Origin of the sequence: Conchiformibius kuhniae DSM 17694 (assembly GCF_000428785.1) — a bacterium.
In the GTDB taxonomy this organism is placed as follows: Bacteria; Pseudomonadota; Gammaproteobacteria; order Burkholderiales; family Neisseriaceae; genus Conchiformibius; species Conchiformibius kuhniae.
This window is the reverse complement of record NZ_AUAP01000003.1, coordinates 80734-106371: the sequence shown is the minus strand read 5'-3', so window position 1 is coordinate 106371 and position 25638 is coordinate 80734. Positions and strand designations below refer to the sequence as shown.

General features: G+C 56.1%; 25 protein-coding genes and 3 tRNA genes. 8 read left to right on the top strand and 20 right to left on the bottom strand.

Translation table 11 applies throughout. The annotated features are described in order from the left end of the window. The first annotated feature begins 155 nt into the window (after positions 1 to 155). The 4 genes from G392_RS0104455 to G392_RS0104430 all read left to right on the top strand — a co-directional run bounded on the left by G392_RS0104455 (position 156) and on the right by G392_RS0104430 (position 6176). Positions 156 to 1100: a TraB/GumN family protein gene (locus G392_RS0104455; protein ID WP_169718740.1), complete on the top strand. Its 945-nt coding sequence runs from the start codon at positions 156 to 158 to the stop codon at positions 1098 to 1100. A gap of 415 nt (positions 1101 to 1515) precedes the next feature. After that, entirely contained in the window at positions 1516 to 3342 is a 1827-nt protein-coding gene (gene mutL / locus G392_RS0104445) for a DNA mismatch repair endonuclease MutL (protein ID WP_027009258.1), read from the top strand. Between the two features lie 662 nt (positions 3343 to 4004). After that, positions 4005 to 5177 carry a porin gene (locus G392_RS0104435; protein ID WP_027009256.1) on the top strand — a complete coding sequence of 391 codons (1173 nt, stop codon included), beginning with the start codon at positions 4005 to 4007 and terminating at the stop codon, positions 5175 to 5177. A gap of 309 nt (positions 5178 to 5486) precedes the next feature. Beyond that, a complete protein-coding gene (locus G392_RS0104430; RefSeq protein WP_027009255.1) occupies positions 5487 to 6176 on the top strand; it encodes a YggS family pyridoxal phosphate-dependent enzyme in 690 nt (229 codons plus the stop codon). A gap of 312 nt (positions 6177 to 6488) precedes the next feature. Here the strand turns inward: G392_RS0104430 and G392_RS0104425 are convergent. From G392_RS0104425 to G392_RS13530, 5 genes are all read right to left on the bottom strand, one after another. Further along, positions 6489 to 6563: transfer RNA gene (locus G392_RS0104425), tRNA-Glu, on the bottom strand. 13 nt (positions 6564 to 6576) lie between these two features. After that, positions 6577 to 6653 (bottom strand) — tRNA-Arg (locus G392_RS0104420). Positions 6654 to 6786: 133 nt separating this feature from the next. Next, on the bottom strand, positions 6787 to 7422 hold the full coding sequence (locus G392_RS0104415) for a riboflavin synthase (RefSeq protein ID WP_027009254.1): 636 nt from the start codon (positions 7420 to 7422) through the stop codon (positions 6787 to 6789). A gap of 248 nt (positions 7423 to 7670) precedes the next feature. Further along, complete coding sequence (locus G392_RS0104405) at positions 7671 to 7874, bottom strand: hypothetical protein (RefSeq protein WP_245571924.1); 204 nt, start codon at positions 7872 to 7874, stop codon at positions 7671 to 7673. A 195-nt stretch (positions 7875 to 8069) separates the two neighbouring features. Further along, positions 8070 to 8444, bottom strand: coding sequence for a VanZ family protein (locus G392_RS13530; RefSeq protein WP_027009252.1), 375 nt, complete (start codon positions 8442 to 8444; stop codon positions 8070 to 8072). A 246-nt stretch (positions 8445 to 8690) separates the two neighbouring features. Between G392_RS13530 and G392_RS0104395 the strand changes: the two genes are divergently transcribed. Together G392_RS0104395 and G392_RS12090 are read left to right on the top strand one after the other, a co-directional pair. After that, a tRNA-Phe gene (locus G392_RS0104395) sits at positions 8691 to 8766 on the top strand. Positions 8767 to 9003: 237 nt separating this feature from the next. Next, a complete protein-coding gene (locus G392_RS12090) occupies positions 9004 to 10371 on the top strand; it encodes a mechanosensitive ion channel family protein (RefSeq protein ID WP_051255573.1) in 1368 nt (455 codons plus the stop codon). A 68-nt stretch (positions 10372 to 10439) separates the two neighbouring features. Here G392_RS12090 and G392_RS0104385 read toward each other — a convergent pair whose 3' ends face one another. Then, the gene (locus G392_RS0104385) at positions 10440 to 11177 is read right to left on the bottom strand and encodes a hypothetical protein (protein ID WP_051255572.1); all 738 of its coding nucleotides are present in this window, start codon (positions 11175 to 11177) and stop codon (positions 10440 to 10442) included. A gap of 170 nt (positions 11178 to 11347) precedes the next feature. Then, positions 11348 to 13132 (bottom strand): bifunctional chorismate-binding protein/class IV aminotransferase, encoded by a 1785-nt coding sequence (locus tag G392_RS0104380; protein WP_027009250.1) that lies wholly within the window; start codon positions 13130 to 13132, stop codon positions 11348 to 11350. A 266-nt stretch (positions 13133 to 13398) separates the two neighbouring features. On the opposite strand from G392_RS0104380, the gene ppk2 reads away from it, so the two are divergent. Next, positions 13399 to 14313, top strand: coding sequence for a polyphosphate kinase 2 (gene ppk2 / locus G392_RS0104375; RefSeq protein ID WP_027009249.1), 915 nt, complete (start codon positions 13399 to 13401; stop codon positions 14311 to 14313). Positions 14314 to 14365: 52 nt separating this feature from the next. Here the strand turns inward: ppk2 and pcnB are convergent, their stop codons facing one another. The 12 genes from pcnB to G392_RS0104315 all read right to left on the bottom strand — a co-directional run bounded on the left by pcnB (position 14366) and on the right by G392_RS0104315 (position 24176). Then, the gene (gene pcnB / locus G392_RS0104370) at positions 14366 to 15682 is read right to left on the bottom strand and encodes a polynucleotide adenylyltransferase PcnB (protein WP_027009248.1); all 1317 of its coding nucleotides are present in this window, start codon (positions 15680 to 15682) and stop codon (positions 14366 to 14368) included. Between the two features lie 93 nt (positions 15683 to 15775). Beyond that, complete coding sequence (locus tag G392_RS0104365; RefSeq protein ID WP_027009247.1) at positions 15776 to 16009, bottom strand: HP1242/YdcH family protein; 234 nt, start codon at positions 16007 to 16009, stop codon at positions 15776 to 15778. An 88-nt stretch (positions 16010 to 16097) separates the two neighbouring features. After that, complete coding sequence (locus G392_RS12085) at positions 16098 to 16862, bottom strand: glycosyltransferase family 2 protein (RefSeq protein ID WP_034334412.1); 765 nt, start codon at positions 16860 to 16862, stop codon at positions 16098 to 16100. Beyond that, positions 16859 to 17041, bottom strand: a complete 183-nt coding sequence (locus G392_RS0104355) for a hypothetical protein (protein WP_027009246.1) — start codon at positions 17039 to 17041, stop codon at positions 16859 to 16861. Before G392_RS0104355 ends, G392_RS12085 begins: the two co-directional genes overlap by 4 nt. After that, entirely contained in the window at positions 17041 to 17361 is a 321-nt protein-coding gene (locus tag G392_RS0104350; protein ID WP_027009245.1) for a phosphoribosyl-ATP diphosphatase, read from the bottom strand. Before G392_RS0104350 ends, G392_RS0104355 begins: the two co-directional genes overlap by 1 nt. After that, positions 17358 to 17741 (bottom strand): phosphoribosyl-AMP cyclohydrolase, encoded by a 384-nt coding sequence (hisI, locus tag G392_RS0104345; protein WP_027009244.1) that lies wholly within the window; start codon positions 17739 to 17741, stop codon positions 17358 to 17360. Before hisI ends, G392_RS0104350 begins: the two co-directional genes overlap by 4 nt. Next, positions 17738 to 18292: a CreA family protein gene (locus G392_RS0104340; RefSeq protein ID WP_027009243.1), complete on the bottom strand. Its 555-nt coding sequence runs from the start codon at positions 18290 to 18292 to the stop codon at positions 17738 to 17740. The genes hisI and G392_RS0104340 overlap by 4 nt, the downstream gene beginning before the upstream one ends. Before the next feature lie 134 nt (positions 18293 to 18426). Beyond that, on the bottom strand, positions 18427 to 19830 hold the full coding sequence (locus G392_RS0104335; RefSeq protein ID WP_245571923.1) for a M16 family metallopeptidase: 1404 nt from the start codon (positions 19828 to 19830) through the stop codon (positions 18427 to 18429). An 11-nt stretch (positions 19831 to 19841) separates the two neighbouring features. Beyond that, the gene (oppB, locus tag G392_RS0104330; protein ID WP_027009241.1) at positions 19842 to 20762 is read right to left on the bottom strand and encodes an oligopeptide ABC transporter permease OppB; all 921 of its coding nucleotides are present in this window, start codon (positions 20760 to 20762) and stop codon (positions 19842 to 19844) included. A 208-nt stretch (positions 20763 to 20970) separates the two neighbouring features. Further along, positions 20971 to 22638 (bottom strand): ABC transporter substrate-binding protein, encoded by a 1668-nt coding sequence (locus tag G392_RS0104325; protein ID WP_027009240.1) that lies wholly within the window; start codon positions 22636 to 22638, stop codon positions 20971 to 20973. Positions 22639 to 23004: 366 nt separating this feature from the next. Next, positions 23005 to 23493, bottom strand: coding sequence for a copper chaperone PCu(A)C (locus tag G392_RS0104320; protein WP_034334409.1), 489 nt, complete (start codon positions 23491 to 23493; stop codon positions 23005 to 23007). Between the two features lie 62 nt (positions 23494 to 23555). Continuing rightward, on the bottom strand, positions 23556 to 24176 hold the full coding sequence (locus G392_RS0104315; protein WP_027009238.1) for an L-threonylcarbamoyladenylate synthase: 621 nt from the start codon (positions 24174 to 24176) through the stop codon (positions 23556 to 23558). Between the two features lie 95 nt (positions 24177 to 24271). Between G392_RS0104315 and tmk the strand changes: the two genes are divergently transcribed. Then, positions 24272 to 24904 (top strand): dTMP kinase, encoded by a 633-nt coding sequence (tmk, locus tag G392_RS0104305; RefSeq protein WP_034334407.1) that lies wholly within the window; start codon positions 24272 to 24274, stop codon positions 24902 to 24904. 330 nt (positions 24905 to 25234) lie between these two features. Here the strand turns inward: tmk and G392_RS0104300 are convergent, their stop codons facing one another. Continuing rightward, complete coding sequence (locus G392_RS0104300; protein ID WP_027009235.1) at positions 25235 to 25579, bottom strand: hypothetical protein; 345 nt, start codon at positions 25577 to 25579, stop codon at positions 25235 to 25237. Positions 25580 to 25638 lie beyond the last annotated feature (59 nt).

The following is a 25638-nucleotide window of genomic DNA, read 5'->3' as shown; positions in this document are numbered from 1 at the left end:
GGGCAGTGGATTCCCGCATTCGCGGGAATGACGGATTTTTTATACTTCACTGAATTTTCAGTATAAAAATTTAAATAATGACACGCCCGCTCCCCCGAATAAAAAACAATTTTACCGCCGTAAACGGCGGGGTTTCCAATCAAAAAGGAATTTTGATGAAAATGATGAAAAACGTATTTTGCGCCCTGCTGATGACCCTGTCGGCGTGGTGCGCCGCCCTTGCGCCCGAAGCCGAAACCTTTATTTGGCGCATCAGCAAAGACCACACCCCCACCAGCTACCTGATTGGCACGGTGCATGTCGGCAAACAGGGCAACACCCTGCCCACAGCCTACCGTCAGGCATTGGCGCAAACCCCGCGCTTGGTGGTGGAAACACAAATTGACGAAGCGTTTTTCCAAAGCAAAGCAGGCATGGAACGTGCCATGCTGATGATGAACATGGCACAATCACCGCACACCCTGCGCGAATCACTGGGTGAAAAACGCAACGCACGTTTCCAGCAAGTGTTGCGCCGCCATGTGGCAGACGCCGGAATCCGTGCCATGTTTCAACCCGAACAACGCTGGCAGCCTTGGTTTGTGAAGATGAGCTTGGATTTTGCGATATTGCCGAAAGGTTATAACGAAAAATACGGCATCGATGCATTGCTGATAAAAGCAGCACGGGTGCAAAACAAGGAAGTAACGGAATTGGAAGGTGTGGAAGCAATGAAAATCTTTCAGGATTTGCCCGAAGATGCGGTACTTCGCGCCATCGATGTGGTGCTGAAACGTCCGCAAAATCAGGTGGCGGAAGCACAAAACCTGCTGAAGCTGTACGAAACCGGACAGGTTTCCGCACTGTGGCGCCAGATGGAAGACGAAAAACAGTATCTGCCCTATCCGCCCGCCGACCGCGCCTTGTGGCGCACATTCGGCAACGATGTGCTGCTGGTGCGGCGCAACCGCCAATGGCTGCCCAAGCTCACCGCCATGCTGGACAAACAAGCCAACACGGTGGCAGTGGGTGCGGCGCACCTGTTCGGCGAGCAAGGCTTGATTAAGCTGTTGCGCGAAAAAGGTTATCGGGTCGAACCCGTGCTGCCCGCCAAGCACTAAGGGCGTGTCATCAGTTGACCGAAAAATCTCTGCACCGTCATTCCCGCGAATGCGGGAATCCAAATCGAAGCAGGTGTAGCTTGGGTTGAAGCGTAGTGCAAACCAAACAATACATTGTTTTATCATGAAATCGTTGGGTTTTCACTTCGTTCCAACCCAAACTACCACTGATTTTCAGTATAAAAATACCGTCATTCCCGCGCAGGCGGGAATCCAAAAAAATTTAAAAAAGCGTTGATGAAACATCACTTGTCAAGCATCGTGCAGTGGCTTCCCACCTACGCAGAAATAACATCATTTTTATATCAATCTGATTTTCTACAGAAAATTTATCCAACAACACGCCGTAAGGCAGGTTGCCACCGGCGTGCGGACGTGGTACAAGTACGCCTTTGCCCTTCCGAGTATTCCCGCCATGCCCGCCATCGCGCCCCTGCCCGACCATCTGATTAACCAAATTGCCGCCGGCGAAGTGGTCGAACGCCCCGCCAATGCCCTGAAAGAATTATTGGAAAACAGCTTGGACGCGGGCGCGGGCGAAATCGCGGTGGAGCTGGGCGGCGGGGGCATCAGGCTGATGCGCGTGTGCGACAACGGCGCGGGCATCGCCGCCGCCGAATTGCCGCTCGCGCTGTCGCGCCACGCCACCAGCAAAATCCGCTCGCTGGACGATTTGGAACGGGTGGGCAGCTTGGGTTTTCGCGGCGAAGGCTTGGCAAGCATCGCCGCCGTGTCGCGGCTGACGCTGACCAGCCGCCGCGCATCAGACGCACACGCCGCACAAATCCGCGCCGAAGACGGCTGCATCAGCAAAGTTACCGCCGCCGCCCACCCCGTCGGCACCACAGTAGAAATCGCCGAACTGTTTTTCAACACCCCCGCCCGCCGCAAATTTCTCAAATCGGAAGCCACCGAATACGCCCATTGCGCCGCCGCCGCCGAACGCCTGTCGCTGGCGTATCCCGAAGTGGCGTTTGCACTGCGCCACAATGGCAAAAACATCTTCCGCCACCCGCCGCAAAGCCACGCCCAACGCATTGCTGCCGTTGCAGGCGAAGATTTCGCCGCCGCCGCGCTGGCGGTGGACGAAACGGCGGGCGACATGCACCTGCACGGCATGATTGCCAAACCCACCTTCGCCAAAGGTAAAAGCGACAACCAATTTTTGTTCGTCAATCGCCGTTTTGTGCGCGACAAAGTCATGAGCCACGCCGTCAAACAAGCCTACCGCGACGTGCTGCACCAACAATTTTCCCCCGCCTACGTGCTGTTTCTCACCCTGCCGCCGGAAATGGTCGATGTCAACGTCCACCCCACCAAAACCGAAGTGCGCTTCCGCGACAGCCAAGCCGTCCACCAACTCATCTTCCACAGCCTGAACAAAGCCCTTGCCCAAACCCGCGCCGCACTCACCGAAAGCGTTGCCGCGCCTGCCGAACGGCTGCCTGCGCCCACCGCCCCCCAAGCCGGCACGCCCGCCATGCCGAACACCGAACACCGCGCCAAACACACGCCCGCCCCCTACGCCCCCGCCACCCGACACCCAGCCCCGCGCCTGAACGAAAACCGCAACGCCCTGCAACACTACACCGAACTGTACCGCCCCGACCCCGCACCGTCTGCCGCCACCCCGCCCCCCGCCACCGCAGCCGACACCCCCCCGCTCGGCTTCGCCCTTGCCCAACTTTCCGGCACCTACATTCTCGCCCAAGCCGCAGACGGATTAATCTTGGTCGACATGCACGCCGCCGCCGAACGCGTCCGCTACGAACAAATGAAACGCCAACGCCGCGACAACGGGCGCATCGACACCCAAAAACTGCTCATTCCCATCGAATTTCCCGCCACCCGCACCGAATGCGCCACCCTGACCGAACACCGCGACACCTTGGCAAGCTTCGGCTTGGACGCCCGCCACACCCCCGATGACCACATCGCCCTATACGCCCTGCCCCCCATGCTCGCCCACCGCCACGCCCCCGACCTGCTGCGGCAAATGCTGCGCGAACTGGACGAAATCGGCAGCAGCACCCTGATGGAAGCACACGAAAACCGACTGCTCGGCACCATGGCGTGCCACCACTCCGTCCGTGCGGGGCGGCAACTCACCCTGCCCGAAATGAACGCCCTGCTGCGCGACATGGAACACACCCCCCGCAGCAACCAATGCAACCACGGACGCCCCACATGGGTCAAACTCAGCTTGGACGACTTGGACAAACTGTTTCTGCGCGGACAATGACATCAACCGAAAAACCACCACACCGTCATGCCCACACAGGCGGGAATCCAAGTCAAAGCACAACAAACCGTGATAAAACATCACTTGCCAAACATCGGGCAGTGGATTCCCGCATTCGCGGGAATGACGGCAATTTTTTAATATATTTATTTTTAATTCAAGAATTTAAATTATGACACACTCTAGGAAGGACTGTTTCGCAGTACGCCCCTTATATCCCCAACCTGAAGGACAAAGCCTTACGGCACAAGCAGACAAGCCACGCCCCGTACACCGAAAAACAGCAAAAAACCTGCCGCCGCCCAAAAAATATGCTAGAATACCCCGTGATACAGTTTGGGTGGCATCAGCACCAACGGCACAAGTTGTATGAAACACACAACACCCCCGTTGGCGCAACATGGGGTTTTGACGATTGATTTTTTGCGAATTTTCCTGATTTTCCAAAAGTTTCCGCCACCTTTCCCGCACTCGGGCAAGGCAGAAACCGCGAAAAAATCCGCCAAAACGCAAAAATTGATTTGTTTTTTTCGGGCGAAACCTTTATATTGTTACCTGAATTGAGGCGTTTCAACCGGCGGGTTGGGGCGTTTTAAAAACCGATGCGGATTGCATTCCATGCACATTCGTTGTTTTGTTTCTAAATTTAAGGAATGACAGAAATGAAAAAAACCCTGATTGCCCTCACTTTGGCAGCCCTGCCTGTCGCTTCTATGGCCGAAGTGGTTCTGTACGGCCAAATCAAAGGCGGTGTGGAAGTGAGCAAAGAGAAAAACACCAAAGGCACCGTAACCAACATCGTGGACTACGGTTCGCGCATTGGTTTCAAAGGTCAAGAGCAATTGAGCGAAGGCTTGAAAGCCATTTGGAAATTGGAACAAGGTGTTGATATTGCCGGTGGTCGCACAGCTAAAGATGTTGTGGTCGGTATGAAGAAAAACCCCGCCACTGGCGAATTTGAGCCTATCATGGGCAAAGTGAATGAATCCAAAGGTTTCGGCACTCGCGATTCTTTCATCGGCTTGGAAGGCGCTTTCGGTCAAGTGAAAGCAGGTTATTTTCACAACCCCGTTACCGAAGTAAACGGCAAACTCGACCAATGGGAATACGACAGCGGCGCTGCGGGCTTGGGCATGTTCACTCGTTCTAATGACGTTACCAAACGCCGCGTAGCCGTTGGTTACACCACGCCTGATATGGGCGGTTTCACTGCCAAAGCCTATGTATCCCCCAGCGACAACAACCGCATGGGCGGCAGCGATGCCAACGATGCCGATGGCGACAAAGGCAACAAACGCATTGACCGTCCTGTTTACGGTGTTGGCGCAAGCTTCCAACAACCGGGAGGCGGCTTCTTCGCCGATGTGGCAGCCACTGCGGTAAAACGCGGTGCCAATAATGCCGAATATGCAGTACGCACAGCAAAGGGCGAAAAAGTTAGTGCCAAACACAAATACGGCTATCAAGCTGTGGCACAAGCAGGCTTCAGCAACGACACCGTAACCGCAGGCTTGGCATACCAACACGCACAAAATGTTGATGCAGGCTTGGTACGCTTCCAAGAAGTTGCCGCTTCCGCCGCGTACACCATCAACGATGCGGTAACCCTGAAAGGCAGCGCAGCCTACGGTTTCAATGCCAAAGGCTATAACGATGAGCTGAAAATTGTAAAAGACGACAATGCCAAATACATTCAAGGTGTTATCGGTGCAGATTACCATCTCTCCAAACGTACCGAGCTGAACAGCCAAATCGGCTACGTTCAGTTTGGTAAGGAAAAAGAAAGCCGTACTGGTGTGGGTACTGTCGGCGTGGGTCTGAAACACCGCTTCTAAACACCTGATGCCTGACCGCGCAATCCTGCGCCGTCTGCATTAGAAAACAAAGGTCTGCAATCATCACGGTTGCAGACCTTTTTGTTTGGGCGTATCATCAATTAAATTTTTATACTGAAAATCAGTGTAATATAAAAGCCGTCATTCCCGGGAATGCGGGAATCCACTACCTGATGCTTGGCAAGCGATATTTTATCAACGTTTGTTGGAATCTGTTTTGGATTCCCGCTTGCGCGGGAATGACGGCACAGTGGCTTTATCGCCAATTGATACCCCCGATGCAAAAGCCCAACACCAAAAAATAAACCGATGAATCAAAACCCTTTGGCACAAAACTGGCGCAATATATTGGCACAAATCCGTTCCGCAGAACACGAAGCCGAGCGCAAAACCGGCAGCGTGGCACTGTTGGCAGTTGGAAAAACTTTTCCCGCTCAGGATATTGAAACACTCTACCGCGCCGGTCAGCGCGATTTCGGCGAAAATTATGTGCGCGAGTGGCAAGACAAAGCACAGGCATTACACAGCCCCTGCCCCGATTTGGTGTGGCACATCATCGGGCATGTGCAATCCAACAAAACCCGCGCCGTCGCCGAAGGTGCGGCATGGCTGCACACGCTCGACCGCGCCAAAACCGCCCGCCGCCTGAACGAACAACGCCCACCCGATTTGCTGCCCCTGCAAGTGTGCTTGGAAATCAACATCAGTGGCAACCCCGCCAAACACGGCATTGCACCCGATGATATGTTGCCCTTGGCACACGAAGTGGCAACACTGCCGAATCTGCATTTGCGCGGATTGATGTGCGTGCCTTCCGCGCATCCGCCCAAGTTTGTGCGGGCGCAGTTTCAAGAAATGGCAAGGCTGTTCGCCCGTTTGCAGCAGGATTTCCCGCAAGCAGACACTTTGTCGATGGGCATGAGCGGCGATTTGGTGGAAGCGGTGGCGCATGGGTCAACCATGGTGCGGATAGGCAGCGCGATTTTCGGCAAACGCTAGGGCGTGTCATCAATTAAAATTTTCTACTATAAATCATTACAATACCAAAACGCCGTCATTCCCGCGAATGCAGGAATCCACTGCCTGATGTTTGTGAAACAAGCATAGCTTGGGTTAAGACGAAGTGAAAACCCAACATTTTTCCGAAAATTTATGGATTTTGTTGGGTTTGCGCTTCGCTCCAACCCAAGCTACACCTGCGCGGAAATGGAGGTGCGGGGTTTACTTGGTCAATTGATGACACGCCCTAATGTGGATTTTCCATGCCATTGAAATACCCCTGTTTCCGCTTGGGAAACAGGGGTAGGAAATTGGCACGCCCACGGGGAATCGAACCCCGGTTACCGCCGTGAAAGGGCGATGTCCTAACCGCTAGACGATGGGCGCGTATGATTCTTGATGGCGCACCCGGAGCGATTCGAACGCCCGACCCTCTGGTTCGTAGCCAGATACTCTATCCAACTGAGCTACGGGTGCGTGTCTCGCTGCGAATACAGCCGCAATCAAGAAAGAACGTATTATGCCAAGCTGCCGGCATTTTGTCAAAATGTTTATGCGGATTTTTCCGCAATATTGCTCAAGAGTTTTATTTTTAATGAAAAATATTTTTTCACATCGGGCAAGGTGTCGTGCTTTCGCCACGCGCCGCCAAGATGCGGGCAACGGTGTCGGCAACGGCTTGGGTGTGCGGGTCGATTTCCATGTTAATCCGTTCGCCGACTTGGCGCGTGCCAAACAGGGTGCGCCGCAGGGTTTCGGGAATCAGGTGTACGCAAAATGTTTCTTCGCGCACGTCGCCCACCGTCAGGCTGCAGCCGTCCAGCCCGATAAAGCCTTTGGGCAGCACATAGGGGCGCACGGCGGCGGGCAGTGACAGCCACAGGGTGCGGTTGTGTTGGCTTTGTGTGATGGCTGTGATGACGGTTTGCCCCCAAATGTGTCCGCTCATCAGGTGTCCGCCGATTTCGTCGCCGATGCGGGCGGCACGTTCGATATTGACGCGGCTGCCGATGTGCAATGCGCCCAAATTGGTTTTTGCCAGTGTTTCCGCCATCAGGTCGAAACGGGCGGTGTCGCCTGCAACGGCAGTTGCGGTCAGGCAGCAGCCGTTGTGCGCCACCGATGCGCCGACCGCCAAATCCGCGCCCATGCCTGCGGGCAAACGGACGGTCAGGGTGCAAAAATCGGCGGCGGGGCGGTCGATGGCGGTGATTTCGCCCAAGCCTTGAACAATTCCGGTAAACATCAAAACTCCCATGTATGTCTGTTTGTGGCAACACGCAGAATGTCATCGGGCGCAATCTTCGTGTTGTGGCGTTTGGGTGGCATTTTTACGCCCTTTGGGGCAAATATGGTTGAAATGACGACACGCCCGCAGGGTGGGTCATGATTTCATTTTTCAATGCACTTTGTTTGGCATGCGGCACTGCCTTGCCGTCCGTCAAAACAATACCCCCGCAAGCGCAGGGGCATGGCAAAAAACAGGTGTAGGCTTTATGCCGAAAAGCCGGCAGCTTGCACGGCGGCTTTGAATGCGGTTTCGTCAAAGGCATCGCTATGCGTTACCACCACATAGCCCTGCTCCCAATTGGCGTTTACCCAGCGCACGCCCGCCACCTGCTCCGTTTGCGATACCAGTTTGTCCGCATCGCCCTTGTCTTTCAAGCCGCCCACCGTAATTTTGGATTGAGCCATCATCAAACTCCTATTTGATAAAAAATTAACAAAAAACCAGCCATTTTCAAACCAAGCGGTACGATACAACGGATTTTACGACACCAACCGCCCCAACGGCAGCGCGTTTCGCTTGGAAAATATGATTTTGCCTGTGTATTGCCAATCTGTCCAGCCGAATTCTGCCACACCGGCGCGTTTTCCCGCCCGCGCGCCGGCTCAACCGCGCCCGCCGCGCCGCGCCCGAATGTTTTCCAACACCCGTGCCGCATACAGCGCCGCGCCCGCACCCGCCATGTCTGCCAGCCCGTCCCACACGTCTGCCTGACGCGACACGGTAAACGCCGCTTGCGCCCACTCGCTTGCCACCGCATTACACAGCGCAAACACCGCCAATCCCCACACCGGCACGGGGCGGCGCACACACAACCACGCTTTGGCAAGCAGCCATGTTTGTGCGAAAAACAGGGCAAAATGCGCCACCTTGTCAAAATGCGGAAACGGCGGCACAGGCACGCCCCCGCCCTCGCGCCACACCAGCGCGTACACCCCGCCGCACCACCACAGCATGGATAAAATCAACCACTTATTCAAAAAAGGATATTTGTCTCTCACACCCATTGTGCCAATCACCACAAAACATTCCGCAAAACCAAGCCCGTCATCAATTGCTTGCCAGGCCGCCGTGCAGGCATAACGGCATTTTGATATGCCGTTTATTTTTCCGGAAAAAGCCCAATCACGACACGCTTCGGCAGCAAACATACCACATTTGCCAAAAAATTTCCGCAAAAAACTTGCCTGACAATGCGGTTTGTGGTTTAATAGCCGTCTTTGCAAGGCCAGATAGCTCAGTCGGTAGAGCAACGGACTGAAAATCCGTGTGTCGGCAGTTCGATCCTGCCTCTGGCCACCATCTTTCCCAGCCCGAATTTTATTCGGGCTGTTGTTTTCTGTATAATCAACCCATGCTGTCGGTACGCACATTGGCGTTGCCGGCAAGCCCAACAAGGTGTGGGTTCATGTTCTTTAATTTTCATACGGCGTTGTCCCGCCTTGTCTGAAAAATAAACCGCATCAACCATAGCACCGTCCAATCTTGCCGTTGCGAACAACGGCACGCACACACATTCACACGACAACAAGGCATCAAATGAACGATTTTTCCCAATTTTTCAACGATTTTTCACAAGACTTAACCGCAGGGCACGGCTTTACCGCACCCATGCTGGCACAAAGCCTGAAAACGCCCGCCGGTTGGGTCGAGCTGCTGCTGACGCTGGCGGTGGGCTGGCTGTGTCTGTACATTGCCGAACACGATTTGGTTCGCAAACGCATTCAATCTTGGCGTTGGCACCCCGTGCGCCACATCGCCGAACGGATTTTCTGGCCCCTGCTGATGTTCGCCGCCGCTTCCTTGATACAGTTGGCAGCAAAAATGGCGGCTTATCCTGTGGTTTGGCCGCAATTGCTGGCGATGGCGGCAAACTGGATGTTGGGCATTCGTTTGGTGTTGGCGGTTTTGCACTTGGCATTGCCCGCAGGACGCTTTACCGTGCAATGGGAACGCCGTTTGTCGGGGCTGCTGTGGGGCTGCTTTTTGCTGTGGGTGTCGGGCATCGACAAAATCATTACCGATTGGATGAAATCGCTCAGCTTTGCGGTGGGCAGCAACAAATTGAGCCTGTACACGGTATTGACGGGCTTGCTGTGGGTCGGCATCGTCATGATGCTGATGATGTGGCTGGCACGCTGGATTGACGAGCAGTTGATGAACACCCGCAGGCTCGACATGAATCTGCGCATTGTGCTGTCGAAAGTGGTCAAAACCCTGTTTATGGTGCTGTCGGTGCTGATTGCGCTGCCCTTGGTGGGCATCGACCTGACCGTGCTGTCGGTGTTTGGCGGTGCTTTGGGTGTGGGCTTGGGTTTCGGCTTGCAGAAAATCGCCAGCAATTATGTGTCGGGCTTCATCATTCTTGCCGACCGTTCGGTGCGCCCCGGCGACCGTTTGAATGTCAACGGCTTTACGGGCTATGTCAGCAAAATCACCTCGCGTTTTGTGGTGTTGCGCAGCATTGACGGGCAAGAAGCCCTGATTCCGAACGAAACCTTTGTTACCTCAACGGTGATTAACGAGTCATACACGGGCAAAGCGTTGTGGCAGAGCTTGGACGTGCAAGTGGCATACGAAACCGATGTGCCGAAGGCACTGGCGATTTTGATTGAGTCGGCGGCGGCGCAGGCGCGTGTTGCCAAAAACCCCGCGCCCAATGCGTTTTTGACCGGCTTTGGCGACAACGGCATCGATTTGCGGGTGGGCTTTTGGGTGGACGACCCCGAAAACGGTTTTATGGGGCTGTTTTCCGATATTATGCTGACGGTGTGGCGGCGTTTTAATGAGGAAGGCATTGAGTTTCCCTTCCCGCAGCGCGAAGTGCGGATTTTGAATGAGTCTTTGCCAGCGATTGAAGGTGCTGCGGACAATGCGCCGTCCGCAGACGTGCCACCATCTGCCTGATGATGTGAAAACCAAACGCCCCGACAATCATCATTGATTGTCGGGGCGCGGTTCACGCAAATGCACGCTTAGAAACGGTAGCTCACGCCAACGGAAACCATCGGCAGGGCTTTGACTTTGCCGACATTGTCTTGGATTTTCTTTTTCTCTTCGTCCAGACGGCTGTTGATTTCGGCTTGACCTTTGGCAATTTCTGCAGGTGTCGCACCGCCTTTGGCTGCTGCGGCAACCAGCTTGTCGTTCAATTCGTTGCTCAAGCTGACGGTGGTTTTGGGCGAGCCGATGAACACGCCCAAATCGGCGTTGAAGCCCCACGCGCCTTTGCCGGTTTTGACGTTATGACCCCAGCCGATGCCCAGATAGGGTGAAAACGCGGGGTATTTAACCGAAGCTTTGACTTTGTCGTTGCCGTCAATTTGCACGGTGTATTTTTCGCCGCCCAATTTGAAGGTTTGCTCTTGGGTCACTTGTGCCGTGCCGTTGGCTTCGATGGTGGTGCGTCCCAATGCCGCGCCGCCGGTCAGGCGGAAGCCGTTGCTCATCGGGAAGTAGTCGGCATACACATTGGCTTTGTGGTTGCGGACTTTGGCGGTGTATTTCACATCGCCTTCGTCAAAATCACGCGAAATGCCGAACAAACCGATGTCGCCGCGCACGGTTACTTTGTCGTTGATGCCGTAGGCAACGCCGCCGGCGATGTTGGGCAAGCCCGCTTTGCCGTAGGCTTCAAAACGGTGGTTGTCGTCTGCCAGCGCGCTGCCGGCGATGCCCGCCCATGCCAACAAACCCAAAACAATTTTTTTCATACTGCAAACTCCTTAAGGAAAAACAAAAACGTGCCGTTCGTGCAGAGCCGCTCGCCCTGCCCTGTCCGGAAAATCCCCCTGCCTGTGTTCGGCAGGTGGTTTAATTGTAGTCGGAATCGGCGCGGCGTGTGCGAAAAAGTCGCCTTTTTTTAAGCCAACGCAAAAAAAAGCTATGGCTTGTCGCGTTTCCACATCAATTTGACGGGAAACCAGCCGTGCAGGGCATTGCCCAGATACACGGCATCTGCCTGTGCCAGCATGCTGCGGCTGATGCGGGCTTGACGGACATGGTCGGGCAGGCTGCGGCGGGCGATGCCGTGCAATACGTCCAGATCGGCGGCAGGAATCAGTTTTTCGCCCCGATATTCAATCATCACGCTGCTGCGCCCGCCCTCGAGCAGCCAACCGCTCCGATTAAACAGCAGGGCATCGAATGCGCCCTGCGCTTCCGCTTCGCGCCAAACGGCATCAAACACTTCGCGCCGTGTGGTTTTGTGGCGGCGCACGGGGTCGCGGTCGGGCAAAACGGTGTCGCTGACGTATGCCCGTGCGGCGGCGGGCGAAACAAGCGGGGCGGTACGGCACGCCGCCGCGCCTTCGGGGGACACGTCCAAGCGCAAACGCCACACGCCTGCGGGCAAGACCGCCGATGCCTGTTGCACGGCGTGTTCCGCCGCCTGAAGGTCAAGCGGAATGTTCAGGGCACCGGCACTTTCCGCCAAGCGCGCCCGATGCGCCGCCCACGCCGCCACCGTGCCGTTTTCCACGCGCATGGTTTCAAAAATGCCGCATTCGGGGCGCAAACCGGTGAGCAAACGCGCTTTCCACGCGCATTCTTGGTATTCGTCTGCGGCGCAGGCATCGGCGACAATCCCGCTCCCCACGCCGTACACGCCCCGCCACGGTGCGGGCGAATCCGCGCTGCGGCGCAGACACAGGGTGCGGATGACCACGTTCAAACAGGCGGTAAAGCCCAAAGCGGCCTGCGGGTCGTGCGTCAAAAAACCGATGCTGCCCGTGTACAGCCCGCGCGGCGACGTTTCCCGTTCGGCGATGATGTCCATGCTTTTGCGTTTGGGCGCACCGGTGATGCTGCCGCAGGGAAACGCCGCTTCCAGCAGCGCGGCAAACGATGTGCCTTCGCGCATACGGGCGCACACGGTGCTGGTCATCTGCCACACCGCGCCGAAAGGCGATACCTTAAACGGCTCGGGCACGCACACGCTGCCCGTTTGGGCGATTTTGCCCAAGTCGTTGCGCAGCAAATCGACAATCATGGTGTTTTCGGCACGGTTTTTCGGGTCGGCACGCAAAGCGGCGGCGCGGGCTGCGTCCCCGTCGTCGCCCAAACGCGGTGCCGTGCCCTTCATCGGCTCGGTGCAAACCGTGCCGTCCGCGCCTACCCGCAAAAACAGCTCGGGCGAAAAGCACAATACCCAATCATCGCCGCCGGCGCGTTCGGGCAAACGCAGCAGCGCACCATACGGCACGGCTTGGCGCAAACGGGCGTACAGGCGCACGGGCGGGCCGTAGGCAGACAAGTGCAAACGGTGGGTGTAATTGATTTGGTAGGTGTCGCCCCGCGCAATGGCGGCGTGAATGTCCGCCACCGTGCGGGCATAGCTTGAGCCGTCCGTGTCGGGCTGCGGGCGCGAAATGCCCGCCACACCCTCTGCCGCGCCCTGCGCCGCCAGCCACGCCCGCACATCGGCGGGCGCACTTTTGCGGGCAAACCACAACAGGCGCAACACGCCCGTTTCTGCCGTGCGCGTGCGCATCAGTCCCGCACCGAATCCGTATTCCGCCACCACGCCCGCGTGCAGCCCCCGCGCCCAACCGCGCCGCAAACAGGCATCAACATCTGCCGTGTCGGGCAAAACGTCTTCGTATTCAAAATCGTGCAACAACAACGCCTGCCCGCTCAAGGCATCGTCAAACAGCATAAACGGACGCATCGCCGCCCCTTCCGCAAAAAAGGGCGATTATACCCGACCCCGCGAAAATCCCGCCGAACAGGGTTCATTTATCAAAATGCCTTTTCGGTTTGAAACCCCGCCGTTTGCGGCGGTAAAAACCTCGTTTATTCGGGCGGGGCGCAAGCCCGTCCGAATCGGGGCAAGGCATGGGGCCGTGCTTTATGTGCAGCCCTGTGCGTTGAAACATGTTAAAATATCGGGGTGAAAATATTTTCCAACGTTTTGCCGCAGAAAGGTATGCGACCATGACCGAAAAGCAACTCCACCCTTTTGAAAAAATCGATTTCGGTAACAGTCAGGACGAAATCATGACCGCGTTCAAACAGGCGGTGCAGGAACACCAAGCCGCACAGGAAGACAGCCCCAACGCGCCCCTGCCCGCCGATTATCCCTATACCAAGCGCATGAACCGCCGCACCTACGAAAAAGAAAAAAAACGGCTGCAAATCGAATTGCTCAAAGTGCAAAGCTGGGTGAAAGGGGAAGGTCAGAAAATCGTCGGTTTATTTGAAGGGCGCGATGCGGCAGGCAAAGGCGGTACCATCAAACGCTATATGGAACACCTGAACCCGCGCGGCGCGCGCGTGGTGGCATTGGAAAAACCCACCGAAACCGAAAAAGGACAATGGTATTTCCAACGCTATATCCAAAACCTGCCCACAGCCGGCGAAATCGTGTTTTTCGACCGTTCGTGGTACAACCGCGCCGGTGTGGAACGCGTGATGGGCTTTTGCGAGCCGCACGAATACCTGCTGTTCATGCGCCAAACCCCCGAATTTGAACGCATGCTGGTGGCAAGCGGCATTCATCTGTTCAAATTCTGGTTTTCGGTGTCGCGGGAAGAGCAGTTCCGCCGCTTTTCTTCACGCGCCCACGACCCGCTCAAACATTGGAAACTCTCGCCCGTGGACGTGCAGTCGCTCAACCGTTGGAACGACTACACCGAAGCGAAAAACGCCATGTTTTTCCACACCCACACGCAAGACGCGCCTTGGGTCATCATCAAATCCGATGACAAAAAACGCGCCCGTTTGAACTGCATCCGTTATTTCTTGAGCAAGCTGGATTATCCCGACAAAGACCATGAGGCAATCGGCGAAGTGGATTCGCTGCTGGTGAGCCACCCCGATATGAACAAGGTTGCCCAAGAACGCGGCTGATTGGGCGTGCCAACCGAACCGCCGTCATGCCCGCGCCGGCATGACGGTGTTTTTACGCTTCCGCAACCGGCGCGGCGGCGGTTTTTTTGCGTCTGCGGCGGCGTTTTTTCTTGGGCTGGGCACCGGCAGACGGTGCGGCGGCAAGCGCATCCGTCAAACGGCGTTTGCCCGCATCGTCCGCCGACTGGAACGCCGTCCACCATTGTGCCAAATCGCCCGCCGCTTCGCCGCATTCGGCACGAATCAGCAGAAAATCATAGGCGGCGCGAAACCGCGCCTGTGCCAACAGCCTGAACGCACGTGCGCCGCGCCGGTTGGCAAGCTGCGGCTGCATCAGCCAAATCTCGCGCATCACCGCCGAATAGCGTTGCGGCAAGCCCCAATCGCGCTCAAACGTGCCGCGTATCTGCATCACCGCATCGTTCATCGCCGCCGCCGCCGACTGTCCGCCGTCCATGCCCTGCTGCCACAACACGCGCACCTGCGGCCACAACAGCGCCGCCAACACAAATCCCGCCGACACGGGGCGGTGTTCGCGCACCCGCGCATCGGTCGAACGCAGTGCCGCCACCACCACGCCCGCACCGGCATCCAAGCCCTGCTGCAATGCCGACAAAAACGGATGCACGCCCCCGTCCGCCCCCAACAGGCGCAATTGCCGCAAACACGCTTCCGCCTGTCCGCAAAACAGAATCTTCATCAGCTCGTCAAACAGGCGCGACACCGGCTCGCCCGCCAAGCGGTGAACATGACGCGCAATCGGCGCGGCAGTGTGCTTGTCCACCGCAAAGCCCAGCTTGCCCGACAAACGCACCGCCCGCAAAATCCGCACGGGGTCTTCGCAATAACGCTCTGCCGCATCGCCAATCATCACCAAACGCTTGGCGGCGATGTCGCGCATGCCCCCGTGAAAATCAATCACCTCCCCGCCAATCACATCATAATACAGCGCATTGCAGGTAAAATCGCGGCGCGAAGCATCTTGCGCCAAAGTGCCGTAGGCATTGTCGCGCACAATCCGCCCCGAAGCATTGTGGCGCACGTCGCCACTGCGGAAAGTGCTGACTTCCACCGTTTCGCCGCCCACAGGCACATGCACAATCGGGAAGCGCCGTCCGACAATGCGGCTGCGGCGGAACACGGCGCGCACCTGCTCGGGCGTGGCATTGGTGGCCACGTCAAAATCCTTCGGGCGCACGCCCAGCAGCAAATCGCGCACCGCCCCGCCGACCAAATACGCCTCATAGCCTGCTTTGACCAGCTTGCGGATAATCCCGTCCGCCGCCGTTGCCGACACGTCCAACACCACCGCATGACGGCGCGGCACGTCCCCGCCGCGCACCCGTTTTTTCAACCATTTTCCTAACATAATTCCTTTCACATGCTTTCATATGCCGTTAATCAAGCGAAACACCCGCCGTTCGACATGGGCGGGTGTTCGCATTTGCGTTTAAACAACGGCTTATTGTTCTGCCTCATCGGCAGCGCGTTTCAAAATCACATACAATTCGTCTTTTAACGCCAGTTTTTTTACTTTCAATTCATGAATTTCCGATTCGGCAGAAGAGCCGGTAACGGGGTCTTTTTCCAAACGGGTGATTTGGTCGTCCAATTCGTTATGCTCGTTGAACAAGCGGGTGAAATGCGCGTCTTTGTTTTTCAATTCGGTAATCAAATGACGGTATTCGGGAAACATATCAAAAGCCTTTCATTAAGCTGAACAGGGAAAAATCCATACCGTTATTGTATCGAAACCCCGTGCAAAGTGCCAGCTTTTTCCGCGATTATGGTTTGTTGGCTTCTTTGAGCTTGATGTATTTGTAATAGGAATTGGCGGCAATGGAAGTGGCAATCACCCAGCCGTCGCCGCCATACAGAAAACCTTTTTTGAAAACATAGCTCTTGATAAAGGCAAACAGCCCGTGTGCTGCGGCTTGGGCGGTGGTGGCGGATTTTTTGCCGGCGTGTTCGCGGGCGTACAAATCGGTGTAAAACTGCATTTTGGCAATCAGCTCCGCCGCGCCGCCTTCGTAGGAATAATGCAGCAAATCGCCCGCCAGCACCACGCTGCGGCTGTCGGGGCGCATGATGATGCGTTCGTGGACGGCGGCATCGCTGAATGCGGTGTGGCGGCGGTGGTACAGGCGCGGCACGATGTCGGGATACCAGCCGCAGCCGCGAATGGCGCGACCGCGATAATGATTCAAACGGCACACGCCGTACACGGCGGCAGGGTCGGCAAAATCCGCCCGTGCCAACGATTGTGCCAGCGCATCAGAAATGACTTCGTCGCTGTCGATGTTGAGAATCCAATCGTGGCGGGCGTGTTGTGCCGCCAAGTTTTTCAGTGCGCCAAAGCCGACAAATTCATGCTCGACAATCACGACGTTGGCATATTGTCGGGCAATGGCGAGGGTGGCATCGTGCGAGCCGTTGTCCAACACGACGACTTGGTCGATGCCGCGCAGCGCGTCCAAGCAACGCGCCAAATGGCGTTCGGCGTTTTTGGTCAAAACGGTGGCACTGACGGGCAAAGCGGCTCGGCTCATGGCGATTCTCCAAAAAACAGGCGGTAAACCAGCAGGCACAACGCCAGCAGCAGCAAGGTTCGGGCAAGGGTACGCACGTTTTGGTGCAGTCGCTGCAAACCGCCGCGCCAACGCGCTTGGCGGACAATGGCGCACACGCCCGCCGCCAATGCGGAAAAAAACAGGATTTTCAGCAGCATCAGCTTGGTTGCCGCGCCGCTTTTTCCGCCAAACCCGATACGCCCTGCCGCCGCGCCAGCTCCGCCAGCACGTTTTCCACGCGAATGCCTTGTTGTGCCAGCAATATCATGCTGTGAAACCACAAATCGGCGGTTTCGTACACCAAATGTTCGCGGTCGCCGTCTTTCGCCGCCATCAGCACTTCGCCCGCTTCTTCGATGATTTTTTTCAGGATTTTTTCGGTGTCGCCTTGCAGCAGCTTGGCGGTGTAGGAAGTGGCGGCATCGGCGCTGCGGCGCTGTTCCAGCATGTCCGCCAAGGCGGGCAGAATGTCGTTCATCGGTAGATTTCCTGTTCGGTTTTCAACACGGGCAAACGGGTTTGCCATGCCGTGCCGTCCCATTCGCGGTAAAAGCAGGTGGCGCGTCCGGTGTGGCAGGCGATGCCGCCGCTTTGTTCAATCAGCAGCACCAGCGCATCGCCGTCGCAGTCCAAATGCAGGGCGCGGACTTTTTGCAGGTGTCCGGATTGTTCGCCTTTTTTCCACTGCGTTTGACGGGAACGGCTGTAGTAGTGGGCAAAACCCGTTTCCACGGTGCGGCGCAGGGCTTCGGCATTCATCCACGCCACCATCAAAACCTGTTTGCTGATGTGGTCTTGGGCAACGGCACACACCAAGCCGTCCGCATTCCATTTGACCGCGTCGGTGAGTGCCGTCATGGTGCCGCTCCTTCAATCACGCAACTGCCGATGATTTTGACGCCGGTGCGCCCTTCGGCGGCGCGTGCGTCGGCGGGTACGCCTTCGTGGCAGGAAACGGCGCTGACGGAGTTTTTCGGCGAGCCTTGAATGATGCGGTCGCTGTACACCAAGTAGCTGAATACTTTGCGCTTGTCATCGTAGTAGCGGATAATCTGCATGGTTTTGAAGGCAAAGCTGGCGCTGCGCTTGAATACTTTGGCGGGTTTGGCAACGGTTTTTTCGTTGTATTCGATGTGGGGGGTGGTTTGGGTGCAGGACACGGAAAAGTCGCTGACGTCTTCTTCCAAGTTTACGGTTTCTTTCAAGCCGCCTTTTTTGGCATAGGAAAGGTAGCACGCCACGCCTTTGACATCGGGGTCGTCAAAGGCTTCGATTTCGATGCGATCGTTTTTGCCCAGCAGGTTGAATACGGTGTCGGCTTTGCCGATGGTGTCGGTGTTTTTGCCGCAAGCGGCGAGCAGCAGGGCAAAGCCCGCACAAATCATGCTGTTTTTCATGGTATTTGTCATCAAAATTTCTTTTCGGTTTGAAGCCCCGCCGTTTACGGCGGTAAAATCGTTGTTGCTTCGGGTGGGGCGCAAGCCCGTCCGAATCGGGGCAAGGCATGGGGCTGTGCTTGATGTGCAGCCCTGTGCGTTGAAATTTAAAATTCGCCCGCTTTTTCACCGCCCACCACCACCACGTTCATTTGTTCGGGGCGGATGTGTTTTTGCCAAGCGCGTTTGATGTCGGCGGCGGTGAGGGCGTTGATTTTTTGGTTGTAGGTGTCGAACCAGTCATCGGGACGGTTGTAGTAGGCGGCGGCAATCAGGTTGGCAATCAGTTTGCCGTTGGTGTCGAAACGCAGGGGAAAGCTGCCGGTGATGTAGGCTTTGGCTTGGGTCAGTTCGTCCACATCGGGGCCGTTGGCAACAAAGTCGCGCAATACTTGCTGCGCCGCCGCCAATGCGGCACGTCCGTTTTTGCGCTCGGTGGCAAAGGCGATTTCAAACGGCCCTGCCTGCCGTTTTGCCGACAAGGTGCTGCCCGCGCCGTAGGTGTAGCCGTGCCGGTCGCGCAGCACTTTCATCAGGCGGCTGTCGAAGCCGCCGCCGCCGAGAATGTAGTTGCCCACCAGCATGGCGAAATAATCGGGGTCGTCTGCTTTCAGCACGGGCAAGCCGATGTGAATCAGGGCTTGTTGGTTGTGCGGAAAGGGAATGTGCTTGAATTGTCCGCCTTTTACGCGCACGGGGGCGATGCTGCCGTCTTGGGCGGCGCGGGCGGGCAGCACCGCCAAAATGCCGTCTGCCAACCGCGCCGCGTCTTCACGCCCGATGTCGCCCACCACCGCCACCACCGCGTTGTTGCGGGCGTAATGGCTGCGGTGGAAACGGTGCAGGTCATCGGTTTGTACCGCTTGGATTTTCGCCACCGTTTGCCGTGCGGCTTTGCCGTAGGGGTGGTCGGGATAGTTCAGGCGTGTCAAAGCGCGGTCGGCAAGAAAGCCCGGATAGCTTTCGCTTTGCTGCAAAGACAGGGCGGCGCGGTCTTTCACGCGTTGCAGCACTTTCGCATCGTAGCGCGGCGCGGCAAGCGAGCGTTTGAACACTTCGCCGGCGGCGGTCAAAACTTCGGGTTTGCTCAGGCTGCGGAAGCCGAACAGTGCGTATTCGGTGGTTGCGCCCCCCGACATATTCGCACCCAAATCATTGATTTTCTCTGAAATCTGCTCCTCGTCCCACTCGCGGTTGCCCAGCAGCAGCATCGATGCGGCGGCAGACGCGGTGTTGTCTTTGCCTTCGGGGTCGGCAGCCGAACCCGCGCCCTGAAACAGCACCGCCACATCCACCATCGGCAATTCGCGCCGCTCCACCAGCAGCACCTGCGCCCCGTCTGCGGTGCGCCAACGCTGCACGTCAAGGGCATGGGCAGCAGACACCGCGCACAGCCAAACCAAAACAAACCATTTTTTCAACGCAATCGGGCGCACGGCATTTCTCCGCAACACGGTCAGACAAGCGAGCGAGTATAACAAAAATCCCGCCGAAGCGGGATTGTCAGCCAAATAAAGACAGCTTAATAACGGATTTTCGGGTCAATCACGGCATACAAAATATCCACCACCGCATTAAACACAATCGTCAGCACGCCCACCAAAATGGTCAGGCTCAACACCATGCCGTAATCGCGGTTCAACGCACCATTGACAAATAATTGTCCGATACCGGGCAGGCCGAAAATGGTTTCAATCACGATGGAACCGGTAATGATGCCGACAAACGCCGGCCCCAAATACGAAATCACCGGCAGCAGAGCGGGACGCAGCGCGTGTTTCAACACGATATAGCGCGTGGACAAACCTTTGGCGCGGGCGGTGCGCACAAAAGGACTGTTCATCACTTCAATCATCGAGCCGCGCATAATCCGCGAAATGCTCGCCACATACGCCATGGATAAAGCACTCACCGGCAAAACCAAATTCATCAATGCGCCGTTGTTCCAGCCGCCGGCGGGAAACCATTTCAGCGTAACCGCAAACAGCAGCACCATCAAAGGCGCTTTCACAAAACTGGGCACGACCACGCCCGTCATCGCCAGCGTCATCAGCGTGTAATCGGTGGCGGAGTTTTGCTTCAAGGCGGCAATCACGCCCAGCGTTACCCCCAACACCAGCGCAATCACAAAGGCATACAGCCCGATTTCCACCGACACGGGCAGGGCTTGCGCCAACAGTTCGTTTACGCTGTGGTCTTTGTATTTGAACGAAGGCCCGAAATCGCCCATTGCTAATTGCTTGAGATAATTCAGATATTGCAACCACATCGGGTCGTTCAGATGGTATTTGGCTTCAATGTTCGCCAACACCGCCGGCGGCAGGTTGCGCTCGCCGGTAAACGGGCTGCCCGGCGCCAGCCGCATCATGAAAAACGATACGGTAATCAGCACCAGCAAAGTCGGCACGGCTTCCAACAGCCGCCGCAAAATCAGTTTCAGCATAAAAATCCCTTTGAGATATCATGGTTTTACGTTTCAGGCAGCCTGAAAACCCAAACAACCGTCATTCCCGCGCAGGCGGGAATCCAAATCGGACTGCCAGCAATCATTGTTTAAGCCAAGACTTGCCAAGCCGACACATGGATTCCCGCCTGCGCGGGAATGACGGCGCGAGATGGTGTTTACACCATCTCAAGCTGCCTGAAACGGATTAGTGCGCGGCAATCGACCAGTTTTTCACTTGGTAATTGTCCATCGGGTCTTTGCCCGAATAGCCGACCACATACGGTTTCACCAAACGCGGCGAAATATAGTGGTAAGCAAAAATCGTCGCCGCATCTTTGTCCAACACCGCTTCCGCCTGACGGTACAGCTCGCCGCGCTGTTCGGGGGAAACGTCGCCGCCCAGCGTTTTCGCCAGCAAACCGTCAAATTCCGCGCTTTGGTATTTGCCGTAATTGCTGGAACTGTTGGATTTAAACGTATTCAGGAACGTGGACGCTTCGTTGTAGTCGGCGCACCAGCCGCCGCGCGACATTTGGTGTTTTTGGTTGCGGCGGGTGTCCAAATAGGTTTTCCATTCCTGATTGTTCAGGGTTACGTCCACAAAGCCCAAAGCCTCTTTCCACATTTGCGCGGCGGCAACCGCATTGGTTTTGTGGTTTTCGCTGGTGTTGTACAACAGCTCGAATTTCAAAGGCTTGCTTTCGCTGTAACCCGCTTCCGCCAACAGTTTTTTCGCTTCTTCAATGCGCTTGGCTTTGTCCCACGATTTCCATTCGGGTTCGTAGTTTTTCATGCCCTGCGTGGCGGTGGGCGTGTACTGGTAAGCGGGCGTTTCGCCGCGACCGACCACTTTTTCGGCAAACAATTCGCGGTCAAACGCCAGCGACAGGGCTTTGCGTACACGCGCATCGTCAAACGGTGCTTTGGTGTGGTTAAATTCGTAATAATAGGTGCAAAGGGACGGCGCGATTTTCATTTGCTCGCCCATTTCCTGCTTGATTTGTTTGAATTGCTGGTTGGGAATATCGTTGTAGGTAACGTCCACTTCGCCCGCACGGAAACGGTCCATGTCGGTGGTCGCCTGCCCGATAACCAAGAAGGTTACGCGGTTGATTTTGGTATTCGCATCATCAAAATACTGCGGATTGCGTTCCAAGACGATTTTGTCGTTTACCGTCCATTCTTTGGGCAGATACGCGCCGTTGCCGACAAAGTTTTCAGGCTGCGTCCATTTTTCGCCGTGTTTTTCCACGGTGGCTTTGTGGACGGGTTTCACGGACGAGTGAATCAGGGTGTCGGGGAAGAAAGGCGCGGGTTCTTTCAGGGTGATTTCCAAGGTTTTGGCATCAATGGCTTTCACGCCGAGCGTGTCGGGTTTGGCTTTGCCGTCCATGACTTCCTGCGCGTTCACCACGCCCACGTCCGCCAGATAGCTGGCATAGGGCGAGGCGGTGGCGGGGTCGGTCAGGCGGCGCATGGAGTAAACGAAATCTTCGGCGGTAACGGGGTCGCCGTTGCTCCATTTGGCATCGCGCAGATGGAATGTCCAAACTTTGTTGTCGCTGCTTTCCCATTTTTCGGCGATGCCGGCAACGGTGTTGCCGTCGTTGTCGGTGCTGGTCAAGCCGACCAAGATTTGCCGCAGCAGGTTGGATTCGGGTACGCCGGACACTTTGTGCGGGTCAAGCGATTCGGGTTCGGCGCTGTTGTTGATGGTGATTTCCTGTTTGTCGGCGGGTTTGGCATCGGCGGCGTTGCCGGAAGCGGGGGCGGGGGCTTTGGCGTTTTGCTCGCCGCCGCCGCACGCGCCCAGTCCGAATGCGAGCGCAAGGGCGAACAACAGGGGTTTGGCGGTTTGCGGGAAGTGTTGCATGGTGGTGTCCTTCGTGAAATGTGTGCTGAAAACAGTCCGTATCTTTAAAAAATTTAACGCTTGTGTCAAGCGGGTTTACAAAAAGCGGGGTCGCCAATCATTTTTGGCAACCCCGTTGGCAGAGCGCGGTGCGGTGTTTCGTTTGCGTCATCAATTAACTGCAAAAATACTTTGCGTCATCAATTAACTGCAAAAATACTGCGCCGTCATGCCCGCGCAGGCGGGAATCCATTGCTTGACTTCGCAATTTGTTGTTTTACCAGCACTTGTTTAAGAGCAATTTGGCTTTCCGCATTCGCGGGAATGACGTCAGTTTTTATAATATTCCACTGATTTTCAGTAGGAAAATTTAAATGATGACACGCCCTAGTGGTTATGCTCGTGTTTGTGTCCGTGCCGGTGATGCCCGTGTTTGCGGGTGCCGCGCATTGTTTTCACGTTTACGGTAACGGTTTCGCTGCTGCCGTTGTCGTATTTGAGCGTGAGCGGAAAGGTTTTGCCCGCTTCAAGCGGCTGTTTCAAATCAAAAAACATGATGTGCAATCCGCCCGGTTTCAACTCCACGCTGCCTTTGGCGGGAATGGTGATGCCGCCTTTGACTTCGCGCATTTTCATTACGCCGTTTTCGTGAACGTGGGTGTGCAGCTCGGTGCGGGCGGCGATGTCGGTGTGCGCCGACACCAGTGTTTTCGGTTGGGCATCGGGATTACGCAGGGTGAGAAACGCGCCGCCTTGTTTTTGTCCGGCAACGGTGGGGCGGGCGTAGGCGCCGCCGTCTTTGCCGCCGTGCGCTTCGCACGCCCACGCGCCCACCGATGCGCACAGTGCCAATGCCAACAATGCTTGTTTGAGCATGTTTATTCGTCCTTTCTTGATACAAACCGCCAAAATCGGCGGGGCTTATTGTAGCGCACAAATCACAGTCCGAATACGCCCGTATCGCCTTTGCCTGCGCGTATTAATGCCACACCGTCCGTCATGTCAATCACGGTGGTGGGTTCGCTGCCGCACCAGCCGCCGTCTATTACCACGTCCACCGCGTGTTGCAGGCGGTCGCGGATTTCGTAGGGGTCGGTAAGCGGTTCATCGTCTTCGGGCAGCATCAGCGTGCAGGAGAGCATCGGTTCGCCCAATTCGCGCAGCAGTGCCAACGCCACCGCATTGTCGGGAACGCGCAAGCCGATGGTTTTGCGTTTCGGGTGCAGGGTGCGGTTGGGGACTTCTTTGGTGGCGGGCAGGATAAAGGTGTAGCTGCCCGGCGTGGCGGCTTTGAGCAGGCGGAATTGGCTGTTGTCCACTTTGGCGTAAGTGCCCAGTTCGGCGAGATTGGCGCACATCAGCGTGAGATGGTGTTTCAAATCAATGCGGCGGATTTGCAAAATCCGTTCCATCGCGGCTTTGTCCCCCAAATGGCAGCCCAGCGCGTAACACGAATCGGTGGGGTAAACCGCCACCCCGCCTTGACGGATCATTTGCGCCGCCTGCTTGATTAAACGTTCCTGCGGATTGTCGGGGTGGACGGCGAAAAGCTGTGCCATCGTCAGTTCCTTGCAAAAAAACCGCTATCCTAGCAAAGAAAACGTTTTCAGGCAGCCTGAAAACGTTAAAATCCCCGATTTTGGGAGCGAAAAACATGGCACTTTTCATCACTTTGGACGGCATGGACGGCGCGGGCAAAACCACACAGCTTGATGTTATCCGCCAATGGTTTGCCGAACGCAATCTGCCCGTATTGTTTAGCCGCGAGCCGGGCGGCACGCCGCTTGGCGAAAACCTGCGCCAACTGCTGCTCAACCCTGAATTAAAAGGACAAATCTCGCTGCACACCGAAACGCTGCTGATGTTCGCCGCGCGGCAACAGCATTTGGAAGACGTGGTGCGCCCCGCATTGGCGGCGGGCGTGAACGTGGTGTGCGACCGTTTTACCGATGCCACTTACGCCTATCAGGGCGGCGGGCGTGGCGTGGCGACAGAAAAAATTGCCATGTTGGAACAATGGGTTCAGCAGGGCTTGCAGCCCGATTTGACGCTGGTGTTGGACGTGCCTTTGAACACCGCGCTGGCGAGGCTGGATGCGGGGCGCGACAAAGACCGTTTTGAGCGGGAAGAAGCGGATTTTTTCGCCCGCGTGCGCGAGGTTTACCGCCAACGCGCCGCCGCCGAGCCGCAACGTTGCGTGGTGATTGACAGCAGCCAAAGCAAAGAAACCGTTAAAGCACAGATTGAAAGCATTTTGGCGGAACGGGTGGCAATGCGTGCTGCCTGAAAAAGGTTTTGGGCAGCACAACGCCAACCCATAACTACAAAGATGTTGGATTATAACAGACCAACACTTTTACGATACATTAGGGCGTGTCATCGTTTGTATTTTTCCACTTAAAATCAGTGTAATATAAAAATATGCCGTCATTCCCGCGAATGCGGGAATCCACCATGCAATGCTTGGCAAGCGATGCTTTATCAAGATTTGCTTGAGTTTATTGTTGGATTCCCGCATTCGCGGGAATGACGGAATTTCTATATCACGATGATTCTCATTGTAAAAATTCAAATAAAACACAGCCCGAAGCATCAAACTGCTTCGGGCTTTTTAATATTATTTGGTCGCGACAATTTCAACAGGACCGTGGTCATCGCAATGGTCGCCGTGCTGATGGTGCAGGCGTCCGTTTACGATGTAATCGATGTGGTCGCCGTGCGGTACGGCTTCGTGTCCGCAGCCTTCGCCGTGTACGTGTCCCGCGCAATCGTGTACGGGACGGCAGCCGTCCGGATTGGTATCGTTCACGTCCAAACGGTGTTCATCGTAATGCCCTGCGTGCGGGTGGTGCAGATGTCCGTCGTGCAGGTAATCGATGTGGCCGTTGTGGCGGATGGCGGTGTGTCCGCAGCCTTCGCCGTGAGTGTGTTGGTGGTCGACATGGGTTTGACATTGGCTCATGATGCGCTCCGAATCAAGTGTGTTTGAGAAAGCACCCATTGTGCCAATGCGCCGTCATC

Bases quoted from the DNA above. Each gene is read 5' to 3' on its own strand.
- G392_RS12090 (WP_051255573.1), top strand. From the start codon at position 9,004: ATGAACGATTTTTCCCAATTTTTCAACGATTTTTCACAAGACTTAACC.
- G392_RS0104355 (WP_027009246.1), bottom strand. From the start codon at position 17,041: ATGCTGCTGAAAATCCTGTTTTTTTCCGCATTGGCGGCGGGCGTGTGC.
- G392_RS0104320 (WP_034334409.1), bottom strand. From the start codon at position 23,493: ATGCTCAAACAAGCATTGTTGGCATTGGCACTGTGCGCATCGGTGGGC.
- G392_RS0104350 (WP_027009245.1), bottom strand. From the start codon at position 17,361: ATGAACGACATTCTGCCCGCCTTGGCGGACATGCTGGAACAGCGCCGC.
- G392_RS0104340 (WP_027009243.1), bottom strand. From the start codon at position 18,292: ATGACAAATACCATGAAAAACAGCATGATTTGTGCGGGCTTTGCCCTG.
- pcnB (WP_027009248.1), bottom strand. From the start codon at position 15,682: ATGTTAGGAAAATGGTTGAAAAAACGGGTGCGCGGCGGGGACGTGCCG.
- G392_RS0104325 (WP_027009240.1), bottom strand. From the start codon at position 22,638: ATGCAACACTTCCCGCAAACCGCCAAACCCCTGTTGTTCGCCCTTGCG.
- hisI (WP_027009244.1), bottom strand. From the start codon at position 17,741: ATGACGGCACTCACCGACGCGGTCAAATGGAATGCGGACGGCTTGGTG.
- mutL (WP_027009258.1), top strand. From the start codon at position 1,516: ATGCCCGCCATCGCGCCCCTGCCCGACCATCTGATTAACCAAATTGCC.
- G392_RS0104380 (WP_027009250.1), bottom strand. From the start codon at position 13,132: ATGCGTCCGTTTATGCTGTTTGACGATGCCTTGAGCGGGCAGGCGTTG.
- oppB (WP_027009241.1), bottom strand. From the start codon at position 20,762: ATGCTGAAACTGATTTTGCGGCGGCTGTTGGAAGCCGTGCCGACTTTG.
- G392_RS0104315 (WP_027009238.1), bottom strand. From the start codon at position 24,176: ATGGCACAGCTTTTCGCCGTCCACCCCGACAATCCGCAGGAACGTTTA.
- G392_RS0104405 (WP_245571924.1), bottom strand. From the start codon at position 7,874: ATGATGGCTCAATCCAAAATTACGGTGGGCGGCTTGAAAGACAAGGGC.
- G392_RS0104365 (WP_027009247.1), bottom strand. From the start codon at position 16,009: ATGTTTCCCGAATACCGTCATTTGATTACCGAATTGAAAAACAAAGAC.
- G392_RS12085 (WP_034334412.1), bottom strand. From the start codon at position 16,862: ATGAGCCGAGCCGCTTTGCCCGTCAGTGCCACCGTTTTGACCAAAAAC.
- G392_RS0104385 (WP_051255572.1), bottom strand. From the start codon at position 11,177: ATGAAAAAAATTGTTTTGGGTTTGTTGGCATGGGCGGGCATCGCCGGC.
- tmk (WP_034334407.1), top strand. From the start codon at position 24,272: ATGGCACTTTTCATCACTTTGGACGGCATGGACGGCGCGGGCAAAACC.
- G392_RS0104430 (WP_027009255.1), top strand. From the start codon at position 5,487: ATGAATCAAAACCCTTTGGCACAAAACTGGCGCAATATATTGGCACAA.
- G392_RS0104435 (WP_027009256.1), top strand. From the start codon at position 4,005: ATGAAAAAAACCCTGATTGCCCTCACTTTGGCAGCCCTGCCTGTCGCT.
- ppk2 (WP_027009249.1), top strand. From the start codon at position 13,399: ATGACCGAAAAGCAACTCCACCCTTTTGAAAAAATCGATTTCGGTAAC.
- G392_RS0104455 (WP_169718740.1), top strand. From the start codon at position 156: ATGAAAATGATGAAAAACGTATTTTGCGCCCTGCTGATGACCCTGTCG.
- G392_RS0104300 (WP_027009235.1), bottom strand. From the start codon at position 25,579: ATGAGCCAATGTCAAACCCATGTCGACCACCAACACACTCACGGCGAA.
- G392_RS0104415 (WP_027009254.1), bottom strand. From the start codon at position 7,422: ATGTTTACCGGAATTGTTCAAGGCTTGGGCGAAATCACCGCCATCGAC.